General features: G+C 44.7%; 17 protein-coding genes. 12 read left to right on the forward strand and 5 right to left on the reverse strand.

Annotated elements, in window-relative coordinates; translation table 11 throughout:
• Positions 1-78: 78 nt before the first annotated feature.
• On the forward strand, positions 79-645 hold the full coding sequence (locus ACYVD4_RS30985) for an acyl-CoA thioesterase (protein WP_460952223.1): 567 nt from the start codon (positions 79-81) through the stop codon (positions 643-645).
• 108 nt (positions 646-753) lie between these two features.
• On the opposite strand, the gene ACYVD4_RS30990 is transcribed toward ACYVD4_RS30985, so the two are convergent.
• The 3 genes from ACYVD4_RS30990 to ACYVD4_RS31000 all read right to left on the reverse strand — a co-directional run bounded on the left by ACYVD4_RS30990 (position 754) and on the right by ACYVD4_RS31000 (position 3,237).
• Positions 754-1,782 carry a methionine synthase gene (locus tag ACYVD4_RS30990; protein WP_460952225.1) on the reverse strand — a complete coding sequence of 343 codons (1,029 nt, stop codon included), beginning with the start codon at positions 1,780-1,782 and terminating at the stop codon, positions 754-756.
• 146 nt (positions 1,783-1,928) lie between these two features.
• Complete coding sequence (locus tag ACYVD4_RS30995; protein WP_460952227.1) at positions 1,929-2,435, reverse strand: GNAT family N-acetyltransferase; 507 nt, start codon at positions 2,433-2,435, stop codon at positions 1,929-1,931.
• 19 nt (positions 2,436-2,454) lie between these two features.
• Entirely contained in the window at positions 2,455-3,237 is a 783-nt protein-coding gene (locus ACYVD4_RS31000) for an SDR family NAD(P)-dependent oxidoreductase (protein ID WP_460952228.1), read from the reverse strand.
• Between the two features lie 166 nt (positions 3,238-3,403).
• On the opposite strand from ACYVD4_RS31000, the gene ACYVD4_RS31005 reads away from it, so the two are divergent.
• The gene (locus ACYVD4_RS31005) at positions 3,404-4,033 is read left to right on the forward strand and encodes a hypothetical protein (RefSeq protein WP_460952230.1); all 630 of its coding nucleotides are present in this window, start codon (positions 3,404-3,406) and stop codon (positions 4,031-4,033) included.
• A gap of 84 nt (positions 4,034-4,117) precedes the next feature.
• Here ACYVD4_RS31005 and ACYVD4_RS31010 read toward each other — a convergent pair whose 3' ends face one another.
• Positions 4,118-5,311, reverse strand: coding sequence for a Gfo/Idh/MocA family protein (locus tag ACYVD4_RS31010; RefSeq protein WP_460952231.1), 1,194 nt, complete (start codon positions 5,309-5,311; stop codon positions 4,118-4,120).
• Positions 5,312-5,386: 75 nt separating this feature from the next.
• Between ACYVD4_RS31010 and pnuC the strand changes: the two genes are divergently transcribed.
• The 10 genes from pnuC to ACYVD4_RS31060 all read left to right on the forward strand — a co-directional run bounded on the left by pnuC (position 5,387) and on the right by ACYVD4_RS31060 (position 17,651).
• The gene (gene pnuC / locus ACYVD4_RS31015) at positions 5,387-6,064 is read left to right on the forward strand and encodes a nicotinamide riboside transporter PnuC (protein WP_460952233.1); all 678 of its coding nucleotides are present in this window, start codon (positions 5,387-5,389) and stop codon (positions 6,062-6,064) included.
• A 324-nt stretch (positions 6,065-6,388) separates the two neighbouring features.
• The gene (locus ACYVD4_RS31020; RefSeq protein ID WP_460952235.1) at positions 6,389-7,435 is read left to right on the forward strand and encodes a ribonucleotide-diphosphate reductase subunit beta; all 1,047 of its coding nucleotides are present in this window, start codon (positions 6,389-6,391) and stop codon (positions 7,433-7,435) included.
• Positions 7,436-7,539: 104 nt separating this feature from the next.
• Complete coding sequence (locus ACYVD4_RS31025; RefSeq protein ID WP_460952237.1) at positions 7,540-8,637, forward strand: glycosyltransferase family 4 protein; 1,098 nt, start codon at positions 7,540-7,542, stop codon at positions 8,635-8,637.
• A 147-nt stretch (positions 8,638-8,784) separates the two neighbouring features.
• A complete protein-coding gene (locus ACYVD4_RS31030; RefSeq protein ID WP_460952238.1) occupies positions 8,785-9,804 on the forward strand; it encodes an aspartate-semialdehyde dehydrogenase in 1,020 nt (339 codons plus the stop codon).
• 167 nt (positions 9,805-9,971) lie between these two features.
• Positions 9,972-10,277: a 30S ribosomal protein S10 gene (gene rpsJ / locus ACYVD4_RS31035; RefSeq protein WP_190892748.1), complete on the forward strand. Its 306-nt coding sequence runs from the start codon at positions 9,972-9,974 to the stop codon at positions 10,275-10,277.
• A gap of 215 nt (positions 10,278-10,492) precedes the next feature.
• Positions 10,493-12,550 carry a DNA mismatch repair endonuclease MutL gene (mutL, locus tag ACYVD4_RS31040; protein WP_460952240.1) on the forward strand — a complete coding sequence of 686 codons (2,058 nt, stop codon included), beginning with the start codon at positions 10,493-10,495 and terminating at the stop codon, positions 12,548-12,550.
• A gap of 37 nt (positions 12,551-12,587) precedes the next feature.
• On the forward strand, positions 12,588-13,232 hold the full coding sequence (locus tag ACYVD4_RS31045) for a rhomboid family intramembrane serine protease (protein WP_460952241.1): 645 nt from the start codon (positions 12,588-12,590) through the stop codon (positions 13,230-13,232).
• Between the two features lie 2 nt (positions 13,233-13,234).
• Positions 13,235-14,155 (forward strand): rhomboid family intramembrane serine protease, encoded by a 921-nt coding sequence (locus ACYVD4_RS31050; RefSeq protein WP_460952243.1) that lies wholly within the window; start codon positions 13,235-13,237, stop codon positions 14,153-14,155.
• Between the two features lie 232 nt (positions 14,156-14,387).
• Positions 14,388-16,322, forward strand: a complete 1,935-nt coding sequence (dxs, locus tag ACYVD4_RS31055) for a 1-deoxy-D-xylulose-5-phosphate synthase (protein ID WP_460952245.1) — start codon at positions 14,388-14,390, stop codon at positions 16,320-16,322.
• A 90-nt stretch (positions 16,323-16,412) separates the two neighbouring features.
• A complete protein-coding gene (locus tag ACYVD4_RS31060; RefSeq protein ID WP_460952246.1) occupies positions 16,413-17,651 on the forward strand; it encodes an aspartate kinase in 1,239 nt (412 codons plus the stop codon).
• A 21-nt stretch (positions 17,652-17,672) separates the two neighbouring features.
• Here the strand turns inward: ACYVD4_RS31060 and ACYVD4_RS31065 are convergent, their stop codons facing one another.
• A complete protein-coding gene (locus ACYVD4_RS31065) occupies positions 17,673-18,704 on the reverse strand; it encodes a PorP/SprF family type IX secretion system membrane protein (RefSeq protein WP_460952247.1) in 1,032 nt (343 codons plus the stop codon).
• Positions 18,705-18,788: the final 84 nt, after the last annotated feature.

Raw genomic sequence — 18,788 nt, forward strand, 5'->3', positions numbered from 1 at the left:
CAGGATTTTGTTTGAAGCCGCTACGGAGCGGCTTCTTTGTTTTTAAAGCAGATATTTGCCAGAAATTGATCTCAAACCATGACAGCCAAACCTGTTAGTCATTCCCGCACTACGTTAACCGAGTTGATGATTCCGTCTTATGCCAATTTTGGAGGTCGTGTACATGGCGGAATTCTTCTGTCGCTGATGGATAAGGTAGCCTATGCCTGTGCTGCCAAACATGCCGGTCGCTATTGCGTAACGGTTTCGGTCGATGGGGTCAATTTTCGACAACCCGTTGAAGTTGGTGAACTGGTTTCGTTTATGGCGTCGGTCAATTACGTCGGACGAACATCGCTGGTGGTTGGCATCAAAGTAATAGCTGAGAACGTAACAACTGGAACGGTGAAACATACGAATACCAGTTATTTTACGATGGTGGCCAAAGGCGAAAATGACCAGCCAACTGAAGTCCCCCCCTTACTTCTTGAAACCTCTGATGATATTCGTCGTTTTCTGGAAGCCATGAAACGGAAAGAACTACGTGCTTCCTTCGCTACATATTTCGACAACGCCAAAACGCAGTTGCTTCTTGAGGAAAGCCTTGACAAACTGGCTAATGAACGCTGCCAGTTAGCTTCTGGTCTGGAACCTGAATTTAGCTGATTTAAATTCTAAACCGGGATCTCAACAAGATTGGAAGGATTTAATCAAACAGTAAAATCTTGCAAATCCTTCCAATCTTGTTGAAATCCTGCCGGGCCGCCGATGCGGTCAGAGTTCACCCCGTACGATTTTTGCGCCAGCTACCATATTAGCCAGCTTTTGTTTGGCGGCCCAACGAGCTGTCTGACTCAGACCACAGTCGGGAGCTACGGCTAGTTTCTCGGCCGGAACGTAAGGCAGGCATTTGCGAATACGTTCTGCTACGTCTTCGGGGGTTTCGATGTAGTAGCTTTTTACGTCGATAACACCCACTGCTACGTCGAATTTTTCGGCGAAACGTTCCAGCAGGTTAACTTCGGAAAAATTCAGGATGGTCATTTCCGAATGTAGTTCATCGACAGTCATATCCAGGAAATCGGGAAGCATGGGCGCAATTGTCTTTTTGCCTACCGACCGACCTTTATAATTCCCGAAACAGAGGTGCATCGATAGGCGGGTTTTGCCTACGCCGGGAGCTACGGTCCGATTGAAAATATCGACAAATCGCTTTGTATCTTCGCGATAAGCGTAGCAGGACATCGACGGCTCATCGACACAGATTTCAGGTACGCCAAGTTCTACAAGTTTGGCAATTTCATCACGTACCAAAGGCAGTAACGCTTCCGTCACTTCCCACCGATCTTTGTATAAACTACCCGGCAATAAGCGCCCACTGAGTGTATATGGCCCCGGAATCGATACTTTAAGACCTTGCCCGGCAGGAGCCAGCCGTTTCAGACGCAGATATTCTTCAACTACGCCCAAACCTTTAGGCGCGGTTAAAAGCTCTACGATATTATGCTTACCGCGCTGATCATGAGCGGGTGGCCCAAACCGACGTAGCTCAGTATCGTTGTTCTGGATACCATTGATATATCCGTAAAATGAGAGATTGAAATCAAAACGCGTTTGTTCGCCATCGGTAATAACATCGAGCCCGGCGGCTACCTGATCGTGAACCGACGTAACAACGGCATCTTCAATCATTTCATTAATATCGGCGGGGCCAAACTGCGCCAGATTCTGGCTGGAAAATTCGAGCCAGCCGGGAAAAGGCATCGAACCGACTACGGTGGTTTTGATAGGAACGGGCTGCAACGTAACGACGAGTTAAGGGTAAAGATTAAATCAGATTAGACGTATCAGTATAGCCGACTATCAGCTTTTCACTACGTCGTCACCTTATGAACGTCCACGAAAGTACAATTTTAGGCCCGAAAAATTCTAGTTCAGTGAGTCTTTTTCTAGGAAAATGTGTATTCCCACCAGAGCATATTTTCGATTCTATCGAACAGGCGAAATCCATTTTTTTCGAGGACTTTCTGTGACGCTACGTTCTCCGTTTCGGTATCGGCCACGACCCGCAAGACGCCCGGTTGCTGACGCGCCCAATGAAGTAATCCACTTACCATTTCGCTCATGTAGCCCTGTCGGTGAAGCGTTGGATACGTACCATAGCCGATTTCGACCGTCCCCGTTTCGTCCGGCTCGCCTTTAAACTTGGCTTCGGCCACAAACTGTTGCTTCTGCCGGTCGATTGCAAGCCACATGGTGTGAAAAAGCGGGTCTCGGGAAGGGTCTTCCAGGCGGGGAATCGTAAAGTGGATAATAATACTTAACACCGGTTCCCAAGCCACCCGTTGCCCCTTCTGCAAACCCAGCGTTTCCTCTAACTTATGATTATCAGCAATATGCAGATGAAGCTGTTCGAGTGTTAGCGGAATAAGCGTTAGACGAGGTGTATCAATCATATACCTATTACGTCATTCATTAATACTGCCCTTCGCTCACACTCCAGCCCCCATCAACGGTTAGAATCTGACCAGTTGTAAAGGCCGAATAATCGGACATAAAATAGACAGCGGCACCATCTAAATCGTCGGTTTGGCCAATACGTCCACCATCGAGCGGCTGCTTGGTTTTGGTAAATGAAATGATTGCATCATCCGTTGTTGCACGCTGGGCCATCGGTGTTTCGACCAGAGCTGGTGCCAATACGTTAACACGAATATTGTCGCTAGCGTAGTAAGCAGCTACTGATTTAGTGAATCCGATCACTGCCGATTTCATTGCGGCATACGCATGGGTAGCAAAGTGAGCAGGCGATGGATTACTGCCTAATACCGAACCCATATTCAGAATGGTTCCGCCTTTGCCCTGCGCCCGAAACGCTTTAACAGCAGCCTGGTTGGATAGCATCAGCGAGGTAAGATTCAGGTTCGCTGTATAATTCCAGCCGTCGAGCGTCAATTCATGCAAAGGCCCATCACCAAACCGACGACCACTACCACCTGCTACGTGGTACAAACCATCGAAATCGCCAAAAATCTGCTGGCAAAGCGCAATCGCTTTAGGAGCCGTTTGCGGGTCCGACGCATCGCCCGACATGGCTAAACCATTTCCATCCAGTTGATCTTCAGCCGCAGCGCAGCTTTCTGGATTACGTCCTACTACAACCACCTGTGCACCCTCACGCACAAAAGCAAGTGCTGCCGACAGTCCCATACCGGTGGTACCACCAATGACAACAATTTTTTTATCTTCTAACCACATCAGGTATATAACTTATGAATTCAACATGCAAGAAACGAAATCGACCGGCTATCGCCAACAACTCATCAAGATTGTTACGTTTTCTACCTCATTAATAGCATATATATAGCCATTTCGGGCTGGTTTTTGATTTGCCATTTGGCCGACAAAACTCTAATTTACGAGTATGAAAAATCTATTCCGATCCCTTAGACTTATCGAAATTGCGCTGTTTAAAGACTTGCTGTTACCTATTTTCATTACCATGATTGGGGTTTATCTTGGCTTACTGGTAAGCGATTGGCAGGAGTCGAAGAAAGAGGATCAGTTAAAAAATCAGCTCACGGCGACCATTCATCAGGAAATCCGTGACAACCAGACTGGCTTGAAAAATACGGTCAGTTACCACCAGTTGGTGCACGACTCTCTGGCTAGCTGGCGCCGATTGCGATTACCACAAAATGAGCTCTTAAATCGAAGCGCCAAGTTATTTGAGGTTAAGGGTATTAACCCCGTTTTTTTAAAGAATGCGGCTTTCCAAACGGCAACTACTACCGGCGTTTCGCGGCTATTGCCTTATTCTATTTATCACAGGCTCAATGAAGTCTATACACTTCAGCAGAAACTGGATGCTCTGAATCAAATTTTCATGAGCGAACTGATTCACAACACAATAACAACCGATTCGCAAAGCCAATATCGAACGTATCGACTCAACACCATCTATGTATCCGATGCGCTCATCGCTGAAAATAATTTGCTTCAGGAATACACTACGTTACTTAAACAGCTTGAATCACCAGCGCTGAAGAAATGACGTTACTGATTTACGTAGGGTATTTAGTCAAATAAAAAGAATGGTCAGATAAACCGGCTTGCTTCTCTGACCATCCGATGTGTATTACGCTACGTCTCGTTCAATAATTTTACCACTTGATTTCTCTTTCAAGATCAGTTTATTACGTCCATCATGGGTCATTTCCTGCTTGATGAGGTAATGATCAGCGTCGTACTCGACAAGCGTTGATTCGGGCTTGAGGCCTTCCTGACCACGCCATACGGGTAGGTTTACTTTCTCCCATTGTTTGGTTTCGGCTGATCGGTAGGCAGCGTCAAGTACGGCGTTTACTACGTAGCCATCGTAGAATGTTTCGGCTGGTTCGCGGCCGTCTTCCTGCGCCGAAAACATATCGGTAAACATGTGATTGTAGCCCAGATCATTTACTTCATCACCAACGGGGAAGAGCCAGCCCGTATTCGATTCGGCTTTTTCAGCGATATAATCACCGCCTTTACCGGTCGAAAACATTTCGAAGCCTGTTCGCAGGAAGTTATTAATCCAGATTGTTCCTTCCGTTCCCATCACTTCATCGCGCAGGTCCATACCGCCCCTGAATGTCCAGCTTACTTCGAACTGACCGATAGCACCGTTTTCATATTTCACCAGCGCAATGGCATGGTCTTCGGCATCGATGGGTTTTACCTGCGTAGCGGCCCAACACATTACCTCAACGGGCTTTACGTCTTTCCCGATAAAATTGCGAGCAATTTCTACACAATGGCAGCCTAAATCGAGCATACAACCGCCACCAGCTTGCTCTTTATCCCAGAACCAGTCGGAGTGCGGGCCGGGGTGTGTTTCACGCGATTTCGCCCAAAGAATGCGCCCTAATGCTCCATTTTTAACACTATCGAGTGCTTTCAGGAATTTTGGAGTGTAGCATAAATCTTCCAGGTAGCCCGCAAAAATTCCAGCTTCTTCCACGGTCTTCATCATACGTAGCGCTTCTTCGGCGGTACGTCCCAGCGGCTTTGTACACACAACTGCTTTTTTATGCTTTGCACAAAGATTGACCGCTGTTTCGTGGATGTTGTTGGGCAGAGCAATACAGACCATATCTACATCGGGATGAGCGATAATTTCCTCCATATCAGTCGAAGCGAAGCTACAACCGTAATCGGCTTTGAATTTGTCGGCGGTTTCCTGACGGCGCGCGTAAATGGCTACGACTTTATCGCGACTGCGCTGCCCATGAATTGAATCGGCATAGAAGCGACCGATAAAGCCGCCCCCAAGCATGGCAATACGTTGCATAAGGGTTCAGATAAAAGGTTAATCAGTACTTTCGTGTCGTTAAAGATGAAAAAACCTGATTGATTACTGAACCTCATGCCCGATTTTTTCGACATACGTACCATTTTCTTTACCGTCTGGGATTATCCCATGAGTTACCTCGAATTTTTCGGTGCAGTTGTTGGAGCCGTTGCTGTGTGGTTATCGGCAAAAGCCAATATCTGGAGCTGGCCTATTGGTGCCTTGAGTGTTTTGCTGTTTTTCTTTCTGTTCTACCAGATTCAGCTCTACCCCGATATGTTTTTACAGGTGTTTTTCTTTGCAACAAACCTCCAAGGCTGGTGGCGCTGGACACATCCGAAGCAAAATGAAGCCGACCAACATCAAGAGCTACGTATCAGCCGAATGCCGACTCGTCGGTTTATTAGCTGGGCAATCATGGGTATCATAGCCACTGTTGCGCTGGGAACGTTCGCCAGTAATCTGCACGAATGGTTTCCGCTCTTATTTAATCAACCGAGTGCTTTCCCTTATCTCGACTCGTTTACAACGGTCATGAGCATTGTTGCTACGTTCCTGATGATTGAAAAACGAGTCGAATGCTGGTACGTCTGGCTAGTTGTTGACATCATTCTAACCTACATGTATTTCGTGAAAGGGATTAAGTTAGTAGGAGCTGAATATTTCGTGTTCTGCTTTATAGCTGCTCTTGGTGCCTGGAATTGGACCAAGGAATATCGAAGCTATTCGAATCAGCCGATATCGATTAACTAATGAATTTCTGTTAAAAAAGTAAGCTTTTCCTTCACTAAAATTGGGGATTCACGACGTAGCATCATCGTTGGTAAGCTCATGAATCAGGATTATGTTATCAAACAGAACTATTTCAAGAACTTACTCAGTTGACCTTAACGTAACCTTCTGGTTACAAGAACATTATTACGTTGTGTCATTTGTCATATAGTACTGATTCTATATTTTCAGCTTGTAGAAGAAGAGAGAAAGGTTAATTTTGTTAACCGAGATTAGCTAATTTACTCAGTACTAAGCCACTCGTTCTGACGTGGCTTTTCTATATAAAACTGCATCCGCAACGCCATGACACAAGACAACGTGATCGAACCGATTTTAGAAGAAGATAAAGGTCGGTTTGTGCTGTTCCCAATTAAACACTGGGACATTTGGGAGTTCTATAAAACGCACGAAGCTTCTTTCTGGACTGCCGAAGAAATTGACCTCGGACAGGACATGAAGGACTGGAACAACCTTAATGACAACGAGCGGCATTTTATCTCACACGTATTGGCCTTCTTTGCAGCATCGGATGGTATTGTCAACGAGAATCTGGCTGTTAACTTTCTGTCGGAGGTGCAATATGCCGAAGCTAAGTGCTTCTACGGTTTTCAGATCATGATGGAAAATATCCATTCAGAAACCTATTCGTTGCTGATTGATACGTATATCAAAGACCCTTCCGAAAAAGACCGATTGCTGAACGCCATCGATACGATTCCATGCGTTCAGAAAAAAGCAGAATGGGCGATACGCTGGATTGAGAACGGTTCGTTTGCCGAGCGTCTGATTGCGTTTGCCGCTGTTGAGGGTATTTTCTTTTCGGGTTCGTTCTGTTCTATCTATTGGCTCAAAAAGCGGGGTCTGATGCCGGGCTTAACGTTCTCGAACGAGCTTATCTCCCGCGATGAAGGTTTGCATCGTGACTTTGCCTGTATGCTTTATACCGACCACATCATTCATAAGATGCCGGAATCGGAAGTCTATGATATTATACGTAACGCCGTTGAGATTGAGCAGGAATTTGTATCTGATGCGTTACCTGTATCATTGATTGGTATGAATGCCGAATTGATGAAACAATACATCGCTTTTGTGGCCGACCACCTGCTCGTTACGTTGGGGCTACGGAAACTCTACAACGTAGCAAACCCCTTCGATTTCATGGATATGATTTCGTTGCAGGGAAAAACGAACTTCTTCGAGAAGCGCGTAGGTGAATACCAACGGGGCGAAGTAATGGCGAAATTCAAAGCCGCCAAAGCTGCCTCTCAAAATCCACAAGATGCCGAAGTGGAAGTAGCGAAACCCGTTGAAGAACCTAAAGGCATTACGTTCGACGCTGACTTTTAAGATAATTTACGTCTTAAAACACACTTATATAGGCTTGGAAACTGCCCGAAATCGTTGATTTCTGGTAGTTTACAAGCCTTTTCGTTAAAACGACATTACTGATTATGAAAATATTATATGATCACCAGACATTTTCACTTCAGAAATATGGTGGTATTTCCCGTTATCATGTCGAACTGATAACGGGTATTAATAAAACTCCAACAAATCAGGCAAGCGCATCTTTATTACTTACAGACAATATACACATTCATGAAGCTGGCCTGAAAGTGCCTTTTTCTTTACCTAAGCAACATTTTCCGGGCAAAGGAAGGGTAACGTACTATATCAATCAGTTGTATTCGCTATCACAGGTACGCAAGAAAAACTATGATATTTTTCATGCTACGTACTACGATCCCTATTTTCTCCCTCATGTAGCGAACAAGCCGTTTGTTGTTACGTTCCACGACATGATTTATGAAAAATTCAGTGAGCAATATCCAAATCTTGTAAGCGACAATAGAATTATAGACAACAAAAAATTACTTGCCGAAAAAGCAGATCGTATCGTAGCAGTCTCTGAGCACACGAAAAAAGATATGGTCGAGATATTAAACATTGACCCCAATAAAATAGAGGTCATTTATCATGGCAGTTCACTACAAACGCCATCTCAATATGAAACATCGGTCGTTGAGCCGTATTTACTTTTTGTAGGTAATCGGGGGGGATACAAAAATTTTCAGGGGTTGTTAGTGGCTATTCAATCGTTGCTGAAAAAATATAGTGTAAAACTTATTTGTGCAGGCGGTGGGCCTTTTACGCCATCAGAACAAAAAAACATATCGGATTTAGCTCTTGAGCAATACGTTGAACAACAACCCATTACCGATCAAACACTACCCCTACAATATCATCAGGCCGTTGCCTTTATTTTCCCATCTATTTACGAAGGTTTTGGCATACCAATACTTGAAGCCTTCGCCTGTGATTGCCCATGCATTGTTAGTAACACTAGCTCACTACCCGAAGTAGCCGGTGATGCGGCTCTTTATTTTGATCCGTTACAAGGTGAATCGATAGCAAATGCAGTCGAACGAATGTTGACTGATTCAACTCTTCGACAATCTATAATTGAAAAAGGTCGAGAACAACTTAAGCTCTTTTCGTGGCCTAAAGCGGTATCTCAAACTATCGATTTGTATCAATCGCTTCTATAGCTTAGTCTCATTGCAAAATCTGATTGAACCTACTGGCAATTGCTAGTAGGTTTTTTGTTTTCTAACATTTTATGAGTCAATATACTTAGCCGTCGAATTTTTGCCGTACCTTTGCGGTCAATTTCACAAAAAACAGTTAAAATAATTATGAAAATCGCAGTCGTTGGAGCCACGGGCCTAGTCGGTGGCGAAATCCTAAAGGTTCTGGAAGAACGTAACTTCCCTGTGTCTGAACTCATTCCGGTCGCTTCGGAGCGGTCGGTTGGTAAACAGGTGGACTTTAAGGGTAAACCGTACACGGTTGTTAGCTTCGAAGATGCCATTGCTGCTAAACCAGCCATTGCGATTTTTTCGGCCGGCGGCAGTACGTCGCTGGCGCTTGCTCCAAAATTTGCGGAAGCTGGTATTGTTGTCGTTGATAACTCGTCGGCATGGCGGATGGACCCAACCAAAAAATTGGTTGTGCCCGAAGTGAACGCTAACGAATTAACGGCCGATGACAAAATCATTGCCAACCCAAATTGCTCAACCATTCAGATGGTCGTTGCGCTCAAACCACTGCACGACCGCTATAAAATCAAGCGTGTAGTTGTATCAACGTATCAATCGGTAACGGGTACAGGTAAAGCGGCTGTCGATCAGCTTTTTGCAGAACGTAACGGCGATAAAGATGCGCCTAAAGTTTACCCACACCCAATTGACCTGAACGTACTGCCTCACATCGATGTGTTCCTCGACAATGGATATACCAAAGAGGAAATGAAGATGGTTAATGAGACCAAGAAAATCATGGGTGATGATTCGATTCAGGTAACGGCAACTACGGTACGTATCCCAACAATTGGCGGACACTCGGAAGCAGTTAACATCGAATTTGAAAATGAATACGAACTGGATGAACTAGTCGAAATTCTAGGCAATACCGAAGGGGTGATTGTGCAGGATGATCCTCAGAACAAAGTTTATCCTATGCCGCTGACGGCTCATGGAAAAGACGAAGTTTTCGTTGGTCGTATCCGGCGTGATGAAAGCCAGCCAAAAACTGTGAATATGTGGATTGTGGCCGATAATCTTCGTAAAGGTGCTGCTACCAATGCGGTACAGATCGCCGAATATTTACTGAAACATGAGCTGGTAGAAGCTGGTGTTGACAATGTAACTGCGTAATCATGTATGATGTATGAGATAGGCTATATTATTGACTATTAATCAAAAACATATAGCTTACCCCATACATCCTATATAAAAAAATCCTACCTTTGCGCTCCAATTCGAGCCTGATCGGAGTATATGGTTCTTTCGGCAGGCCTTAACAACTAACGAACCACAACAGAATGAGCCAAAAAATTCGTATTAAACTGAAGTCGTTCGATCATACCCTGGTCGACAAATCGGCGGAGAAAATTGTGAAAGCCGTCAAATCGACGGGTGCTATTGTTAGCGGTCCTATTCCACTGCCAACAAACAAAGAAATCTATACGGTACTTCGGTCGCCCCACGTTAACAAAAAAGCTCGGGAGCAGTTCCAGCTTTGCACCTACAAGCGTCTGGTTGATATCTACAGCAGCAGCGCTAAAACTGTAGATGCACTGATGAAGCTTGAACTACCTAGTGGTGTTGACGTAGAGATCAAAGTTTAACGCTCTTTTGCCACTTTAGGCAGATTATGCCGCAAGTTCGGAACGTATCAGTTCAGACTTGCGGCATTTTTCGTTTCTGAAGCGGTTAACAATTACAAATATCTCTCGACCTTTCATCCTTTTTCCTAGTTTAAAAGGGCACAAATCCGCCGTTTTAGTTGTATATTTATATAAAAGCCAGAAACTGCATGTATCCGTTGAAAGGCTAGTTCGATATGCAAAACATCATTCAACTTCTTCCCGATTCAATTGCCAATCAGATAGCGGCTGGTGAAGTGGTACAGCGTCCTGCTTCGGTTGTGAAGGAGTTGCTTGAGAATTCGGTTGATGCCAAAGCAAAATCGATACAGGTCATTATTCGTGAAGCGGGTCGTAACCTGATCCAGATTATAGACGACGGTTTGGGCATGAGCGAAACGGATGCCCGAATGAGCTTTGAGCGTCATGCTACGTCTAAAATCCGTTCGTCCGACGATTTGTTCCGTATCAAAACAATGGGCTTCAGGGGCGAAGCTCTGGCTTCTATCGCTGCGGTTGCCCAGATCGAAATGCGTACGCGCCGAGCCAGCGACGAACTAGGAACGTTGATACGTATTGAGGGCTCGGATATTAAAGCACAGGAAGCTATTTCGTGTTTACCCGGCACCAATCTTCTGATTAAGAATCTGTTTTTTAACGTACCCGCCCGCCGTAATTTCCTGAAATCGAACTCTGTTGAAATGCGTCATATTCTCGATGAATTTCAACGAGTTGCTTTAGCCAATCCGGAAGTGGCATTTTCGCTGTTTCACAACGACCAGGAAATTTACAATCTACCAGCCGGAAAACTTAGCCGACGTATTGTCGATATGTTTGGCAAAAGCTATCGCGAACAGCTAAACTTCTGCGAAGAAAAAACCCCCTACGTAACAGTTCACGGCTACATAGGCAAGCCCGAATCGGCCCGAAAAGCACGTAACGAGCAGTTTTTCTTTGTCAACAACCGATTCATTAAGCACAATTACCTGCATCATGCCGTTATCGGTGCTTACGAAGGGACATTACCCGAAAACAGCCACCCATTCTACGTTCTGTTTATAGAGATCGACCCATCACACATCGACATTAATATTCATCCGACAAAAACGGAGATAAAATTCGACGATGAGCGGTCAGTTTATGCTATCATGATGGCGGCAGTTCGGAAGGCGGTAGGGCTTTATAATCTAGCCCCTTCGCTGGATTTCGATTCGGATGTGAATTTTCTGGCCGGTGTCCGTCCAGCCCAGACAAAACCAACTACCGATACACCTATTCAGGTTAATACCATTACCAAATCCAGTTCGGCGGCACGTAGCACTGCTCGTCCTGTTTCGGCATCATGGGCTTCTGGAAATACCCAGCCCGTACAAGACAGGCCTTCTTTAAATAATAGTGTTCTGGATAAAGCTGCTGGAAAAAGCTTCGATCTATCTCCGAAATCAGAGGATGTGAAGCCTTCCGTCAATAACTGGCAGGTGATTAAAGAAGGTGCGCACAAGACAGACGATATAAGTTCTAAAATTGATACGTCCGATGAAAATGGGGATTGGTTAGGACCTGTAAAATCAGTATCTGACCCCACAGAGGCAATATCGTCTGGCGATCAGGAACCTATTACATTAGGCAGCCGAGCGAATAAACTACTCTCGGAACCCGTTTCGAAAGGCCCAGATACGCCCGTGCTTCTAGAAGAATCAACAATTATTCAACTGCATAACCGTTACCTCCTGGCCCCAACCCGGTCTGGAATGTTATTAGTTGACCAACGACGCGCCTACGAACGGGTACTATACGATCAATTCCATACCGCTCTTACCAATCGCAATGGATCGTCGCAGCAACTTTTATTTCCTAAAACCATTACGTTGATGCCGGTTGATTTTCAACTAGCCATTGACTTGCGGGATGATTTAGTCAATCTTGGTTTTGAGTTTGATGAGCTTGGGGCAAATACGTTTGTGATTCGGGGTGTTCCGACGCTCACCATGGGCGAAAATGAAGAAGAATTGTTTGCTAACTTATTGGCGCAGCTTCGGGCCGATACGGGTCGATTGAAATTGGATAAAATTGAATCGATGGCCCGGTCATTGTCACGGCGGTCGGCAGTACGTCATATAACCAAGCTGAGTTCGACAGAATGTAAAGCACTTATTGATCAGGTTTTAGCGTCAACGAATCCAAGTTATACGCCAACCGGCGAACCCATCATGGTTGTGCTTACGTTGGATAAGATTGCAGGACTTTTTCGCTAATGATTCCGTTAATTCGCTTAAATTTAGTTTATAAAAAATGTTTAATCTAACTCCGGTAGTTCGTATATTACTGATAATAAACGTATTGGCGTATTTTATTACGAATGAATCTATTATTGAGCAGTTTGGTCTGCACTCATTTGTATCAAGTCAATTTAATCCTATTCAGATTCTAACGCATATGTTTTTGCATGGTGGTTTTAGTCACCTCTTTAGCAATATGATTGGGTTGATTGTGTTTGGGCCTATGCTGGAAAATTTCTGGGGGCCAAAGCGTTTTACGTTTTTTTATTTATTTACCGGAATAGGGGCAGCTTTTTTATACGAGGCAATAAACTATTATGAGATTCAGCGCGTATATGAGCTATATAGCGAAGAATTTAGAAGTTTTTCGCAGTTTGTTACTCAGTATGACCGGCCTATGGTTGGTGCTTCTGGAGCAATTTTTGGTGTAATAATGGGGTATGGACTGTTGTTTCCAAACACTCAACTATTTTTATTGTTTCCACCTATACCGGTTAAAGCTAAGTATCTCGTTATTTTCTATGGAGCCTACGAGCTTTATTCAGGAGTGTATCAGGCGCAGGCCGATAATGTCGCCCATTTTGCCCATATAGGTGGCATGTTGTTTGCATTTATACTGGTGAAATACTGGGGGTCTCAGGGTAAAACATTTTATTAGTAATGAGCGGGTTATTCGATGATTTCCGGAGCGAATTCAGCAAGCCCAACAATACGTTGGTGCAGCTAATATTAGTCAATGTTGTCATATTTCTCGTTCTGTTGCTGGGGAAAGTCAGTCTGACCATGGCACAGAATCTGGAAGTATATGAATTTGCCCGTGCTCAACTCATGTTGCCGGGCGATTTATCTGCCTTTCTGCACAAACCCTGGACTTTGTTTACCTATTTCTTCACGCATGATGAGATTTTCCATATTCTCTACAACATGCTTTTTCTGTACTGGTTCGGTCGATTGATCGACGAGTACCTGGGGAATCGTCGGTTAATTGGTCTATATATTACAGGAGGGCTAGCAGGCGGTCTGCTTTATCTAGCCATGTATAATCTGGTACCTTATTTTCAGGTACAATCTGATGCCGCTCGTATGCTAGGTGCATCTGCGGCTGCGTTCTCAGTAGCAGTTGGTGCTGCTACGTTATTACCAAACTATACGTTTCACCTCTTGTTTTTCGGGCCGGTACGTATCAAATACATTGTTTTCTTCTTCATTATTCTGTCGGTAGCTCAATCAGCAGGAACCAATGCCGGAGGCAATCTGGCCCATTTAGGTGGAGCAATGATGGGTTTTTGCTACGTTAAACTTTTACAGAATGGTACAGACCTTGGCCGGCCTATTTACTGGGTTGTAAATGGCTGGAGTAACTTGTTAAAGCCAAAACCTGCCATTAAAGTATCGTATCGGCAACGTAGCAGTACCAGCGCACAAACCAGCTCGTATGCTTCAGCTGCGAGTTCTTCATCCATGTCTACACCTGATCAGGATGAAATCGATACTATTCTGGATAAAATATCAAGATCTGGCTACGAAAGTCTCACTCGAGAAGAGAAGCAAAAGCTTTTCCGGGCAAGTCAACGCAACTAGCCACAGAATAAGAAGTGTAGATTATGAGCTATTTTTTTACGAAACGATTTCCTGTTAAAATCTAAGTCTTTATTTATTCAGTACGTATTGTGAGGCATAAAGACTTAGATTGTTTATAATCGTCAAAAAAAGTGGTAGCTTCGTATTCAAAAATAAAATGGGTGAATCACCAAAAAAATCATTGTATTTTGTATGTGTCTTGTTGTAAGACAGATGCTTACCAGTTACCACCATGCTGATTACCCCCGGCAGTCTACTTGCCACCATCAACACGCCCGAAGAACTTCGTAAACTCGATAAATCTCGCTTACCTCAATTAGCCGATGAACTGCGTCAGTTTATTATTGACGATGTATCTGTTTTTGGTGGCCACTTTGGTGCCAATCTGGGCGTAGTTGAATTAACGGTAGCTCTTCACTACGTTTTTAATACACCCGACGATAAACTTATTTGGGATGTTGGCCATCAGGCATACGGCCATAAAATTCTGACCGGCCGGCGTGAAAAATTTCATACCAACCGATTCTATAAAGGTATCTCCGGTTTCCCTAAACGTAAAGAAAGTGCATACGACGCCTTTGGCGTTGGGCACTCCTCTACGTCGATTTCGGCAGCTTTGGGTATGGCAATAGCCTCCCAACTTCAGGGAAATATGCAACGACATCACATTGCCGTTATTGGCGATGGTGCACTAACTGCCGGTGAAGCATTTGAAGGTATGAATCATGCAGGAGCAACAGACAGTAATCTGCTGATTGTTCTGAACGATAACTGCATGAGCATTGACCCCAATGTAGGGGCACTACGTGAATATCTGACCGATATTACAACCTCACAAACCTATAATAAGGTAAAAGATGAGGTTTGGAACCTGCTCGGAAAGATGAGCAAGTTCGGAAAAAGTGCACAGGAGATTGTCTCGAAAGTAGAATCGGGCATCAAAACGTCATTGCTTGACCAAAGTAATCTGTTCGAATCATTACACCTTCGCTACTTTGGCCCTATCGACGGACATGATATTGACCATCTGGTGAGCGTTCTGGCCGATCTGAAACAAATTCCGGGCCCCAAACTTTTGCATGTACTGACTGTAAAAGGTAAAGGATATGCACCCGCCGAAAAAGATCAGACCAAATGGCACGCGCCCGGTCTGTTCGATAAGGTGACCGGCGTTATTAAAAAGAAAATCTACGATTCTCCTCAACCACCCAAATATCAGGATGTATTTGGGCATACATTGGTTGAACTTGCCGAACAGAATCCTCGTATTGTCGGTGTTACACCGGCTATGCCATCAGGTTCATCAATGAACATTATGATGAAAGCCATGCCCAAACGCGCTTTCGACGTAGGTATTGCCGAACAGCATGCTGTTACGTTCTCGGCGGGTCTGGCAACGCAGGGTGAAGTGGTTTTCTGTAATATTTATTCTACGTTCATGCAACGAGCTTATGATCAGGCTGTTCATGACGTTTGTATTCAGGAGTTACCCGTCATTTTTTGCCTCGACCGGGCAGGATTTGCCGGAGCTGATGGCCCAACGCACCATGGTGCCTATGATTTGGCTTTTATGCGCTGTATTCCGAATATGATTATAGCCGCCCCTATGAATGAGCAGGAACTACGTAACATGATGTTCACAGCTCAGTCGGACGAAGTGCAACAGGGCAAACGCGCTTTCACAATACGTTATCCACGGGGCGAAGGGGTAATGCCAGAGTGGCGCACTCCACTCGAAAAACAGGAAATCGGGAAAGGACGTATGGTGAGTGATGGTGAGAACGTAGCAATTCTTACTCTGGGGCATATTGGCAATTACGCCGTTGACGCTATTGAACAACTCGCTAGCGAAGGCATTCGGCCAGCCCATTTCGACATGCGCTACGTTAAACCGCTGGATGAAGTATTACTCCATCAGATTTTTACCCGTTTTGACCGTGTATTAACGGTTGAAGATGGGTGCCTAATGGGTGGGTTTGGCAGTGCAGTGCTCGAATTCATGGCCAACCACAATTATATGGCCAGTGTGAAACGTTTGGGTATTCCCGACGTTGTTGTTGAACATGGCGAACAGATTGAGTTGCACCGGGAGTGTGGCTTCGATCCACAGGGAATTGCCAAGGCAGTTCGTGAACTCTTGTATACAAACCGCGCCATAGCGGTTTAGTTTTACAAAGAGCGAAAGAGTGAATGAGTGAAAGAGCGCATTTGTCAGCCTTTCACTCATTCACTCTTTCGCTCTTTATCTTTGTGAATTATGAACATTTTCAAGTTTGGTGGTGCATCTGTAAAAGATGCAGCAGGAGTTCGGAATGTCTCTGAAATTATACGCACGCAGGCGAAAAATACGCTGATGGTTATTTCAGCGATGGGAAAAACAACCAACGCTTTGGAAGATCTGGTGCGGGCGTATGTCCATCAAACTGCCTCTGTTCAGGAAAATCTGGAACGTTTACGCGGGTCGCATTCTATAATCATGAGTGAGCTGGAAGGCGATTTTAGCTTTGTTGATCAGACATTCGCCGATCTGGAAACTTATCTTTCGCAGCCGCCAAGTGGAACATACGATGAAATTTACGACCAGATCGTTTCATTTGGCGAGCTAATCTCAACCCAAATTATTGCCGCTCATTTAGTTTACAAAGGGTTGCCGATACGTTGGCTCGATGCCCGACAGATTATATGCGCGGATACTACGTTCCGCGAAGGACGTATCGATTGGACGAAAACCAATCAACGTATCAATGAGAAGGTAGCGCAGGAAGGAATAATCATCACGCAGGGATTTATCGGACAGACGCCAGATGGACGTACCATTACTCTGGGGCGGGATGGATCAGATTATTCGGCTGCTATTTTTGCACACTGCCTTAATGCCGATCACGTAACAATCTGGAAAGACGTACCGGGCGTACTCAACGCCGATCCGAAATGGTTCGATGAAACGGTTTTGCTAGAGAAATTAACGTATCAGGACGCTATTGAGCTGGCTTATTATGGCGCAACAGTTATTCATCCCAAAACCATCAAACCACTACAAAATAAAGGCATTCCGCTCTATGTCCGCTCATTTGTTGAGCCAGAAAAAACGGGGACCGTTATCGGTAATTATAAGCTTACACTACCGATTCCATCGTTTATTTTTAAGATAAACCAATTGCTGATTTCGCTTCATCCGAACGATTTTTCGTTTATCGCTGAAGATAACCTTAGCCGAATTTTTGCCCGGTTTGCCCAAGTCGGCGTCCGAGTAAATCTGATGCAAAATACCGCAATCAGTTTTTCGGTAGTAGTAGACAACAATCCTGAGCGTATACCGGCCTTACTGGAGCTTCTTAAGCAGGATTTCCGGGTAAGCTATAATGAAGGAGTCGAACTTATTACGATTCGACATTATGACCAGCATACTATAGAGCGTGTGTTGGTAAATAAAAATATGCTTCTTGAACAGAAAAGCCGCTACACCGTACAGTTAGTTGTTCGGGAAGCGGCTTAACGACAAATTGATTTGGAGGCCTTAGAACTTGGGGCAGGGAAGTTTTTTATCCTTTTTCCGTACGCCAGGACGGCGGCCTTCTGGCTTATCGAAAATATAGGATATAGACAATTCATGCGAACCTCCGCTGTTACCAAGGGTAGAAACCGTTACGTCGTAGCTATATCCAATTGAAAATTTATCCATACGCCAACCCGCCAACAACGCTACCGCATCGTGATTGTTGAGCGTTTGGTTATACTTTTTAAACGGTATACCCCGATAATAGGCCCCAATTGTTAGTGGTGAATAGGTCAGATAAGCGCCCAAATCGAGCTGATCATATTTTCCCTGATGCTTATACATGATTACGGGCGAGAAGCTGATTTCCCGATCCATTTCATCCGCTAAACCAGTGTAGCCACCCAGCGGAATACGTAATCCTGCATGAACGCTGGCTTTCACAGGTAATCTCTCCCGGCCACCTACAAAGAATCCCTGATCAGGGCGGTTGATATGATGTGCCGAAGCGCCAATCCAGAACCAATCGGAATAAAAGAGACCACCCGTCGAAAAATCGACATATTTTTTAGTCGGCGCCCCAGCTTGTAATGTTGGATCGCCTGATATACTTCCTGTAATAAATCCCCGATCTGTAAACTGATCGCCAGTAGTTAATCCAAAATAATTGACACTCCGGTTAACATACGATCCCTGTAAACCTAAGCGCACAAATGACGATTCACCAACCTGAAACTGGTATGCATATTGCAAGCCAATATCTGTCGACTGAATGCGGCCTTGCCCCTGATTATCATTCTGAATCAGTAAGCCAACACCACTATTATATTTATCAAAATAATGGTCGAATGATACCATTGTTGTTACGTAGTTCGTAATGGCTGGCCACTGATTTCGGTAGTTGGCCGTGATACGTGGTGCCAGTGCCGAACCAGCAAAAGCCGGGTTAAGATAGAGCGGAGCCGCGTAAAATTGAGTAAACTGAGGGTCTTGCGCAAAGACCATACGGCTCAGGCTCAGCGTCAGAAACGTCAGTACGTATTTATTTAGCATAATATCAAAATCAGGGCAAAGACTGGGCCAAGTTTATCAGTGCAACGTTGTGAACAGAAACGAAGTATATAACAGCGTAACAAC

It is taken from the genome of Spirosoma daeguense (genome assembly GCF_054776875.1).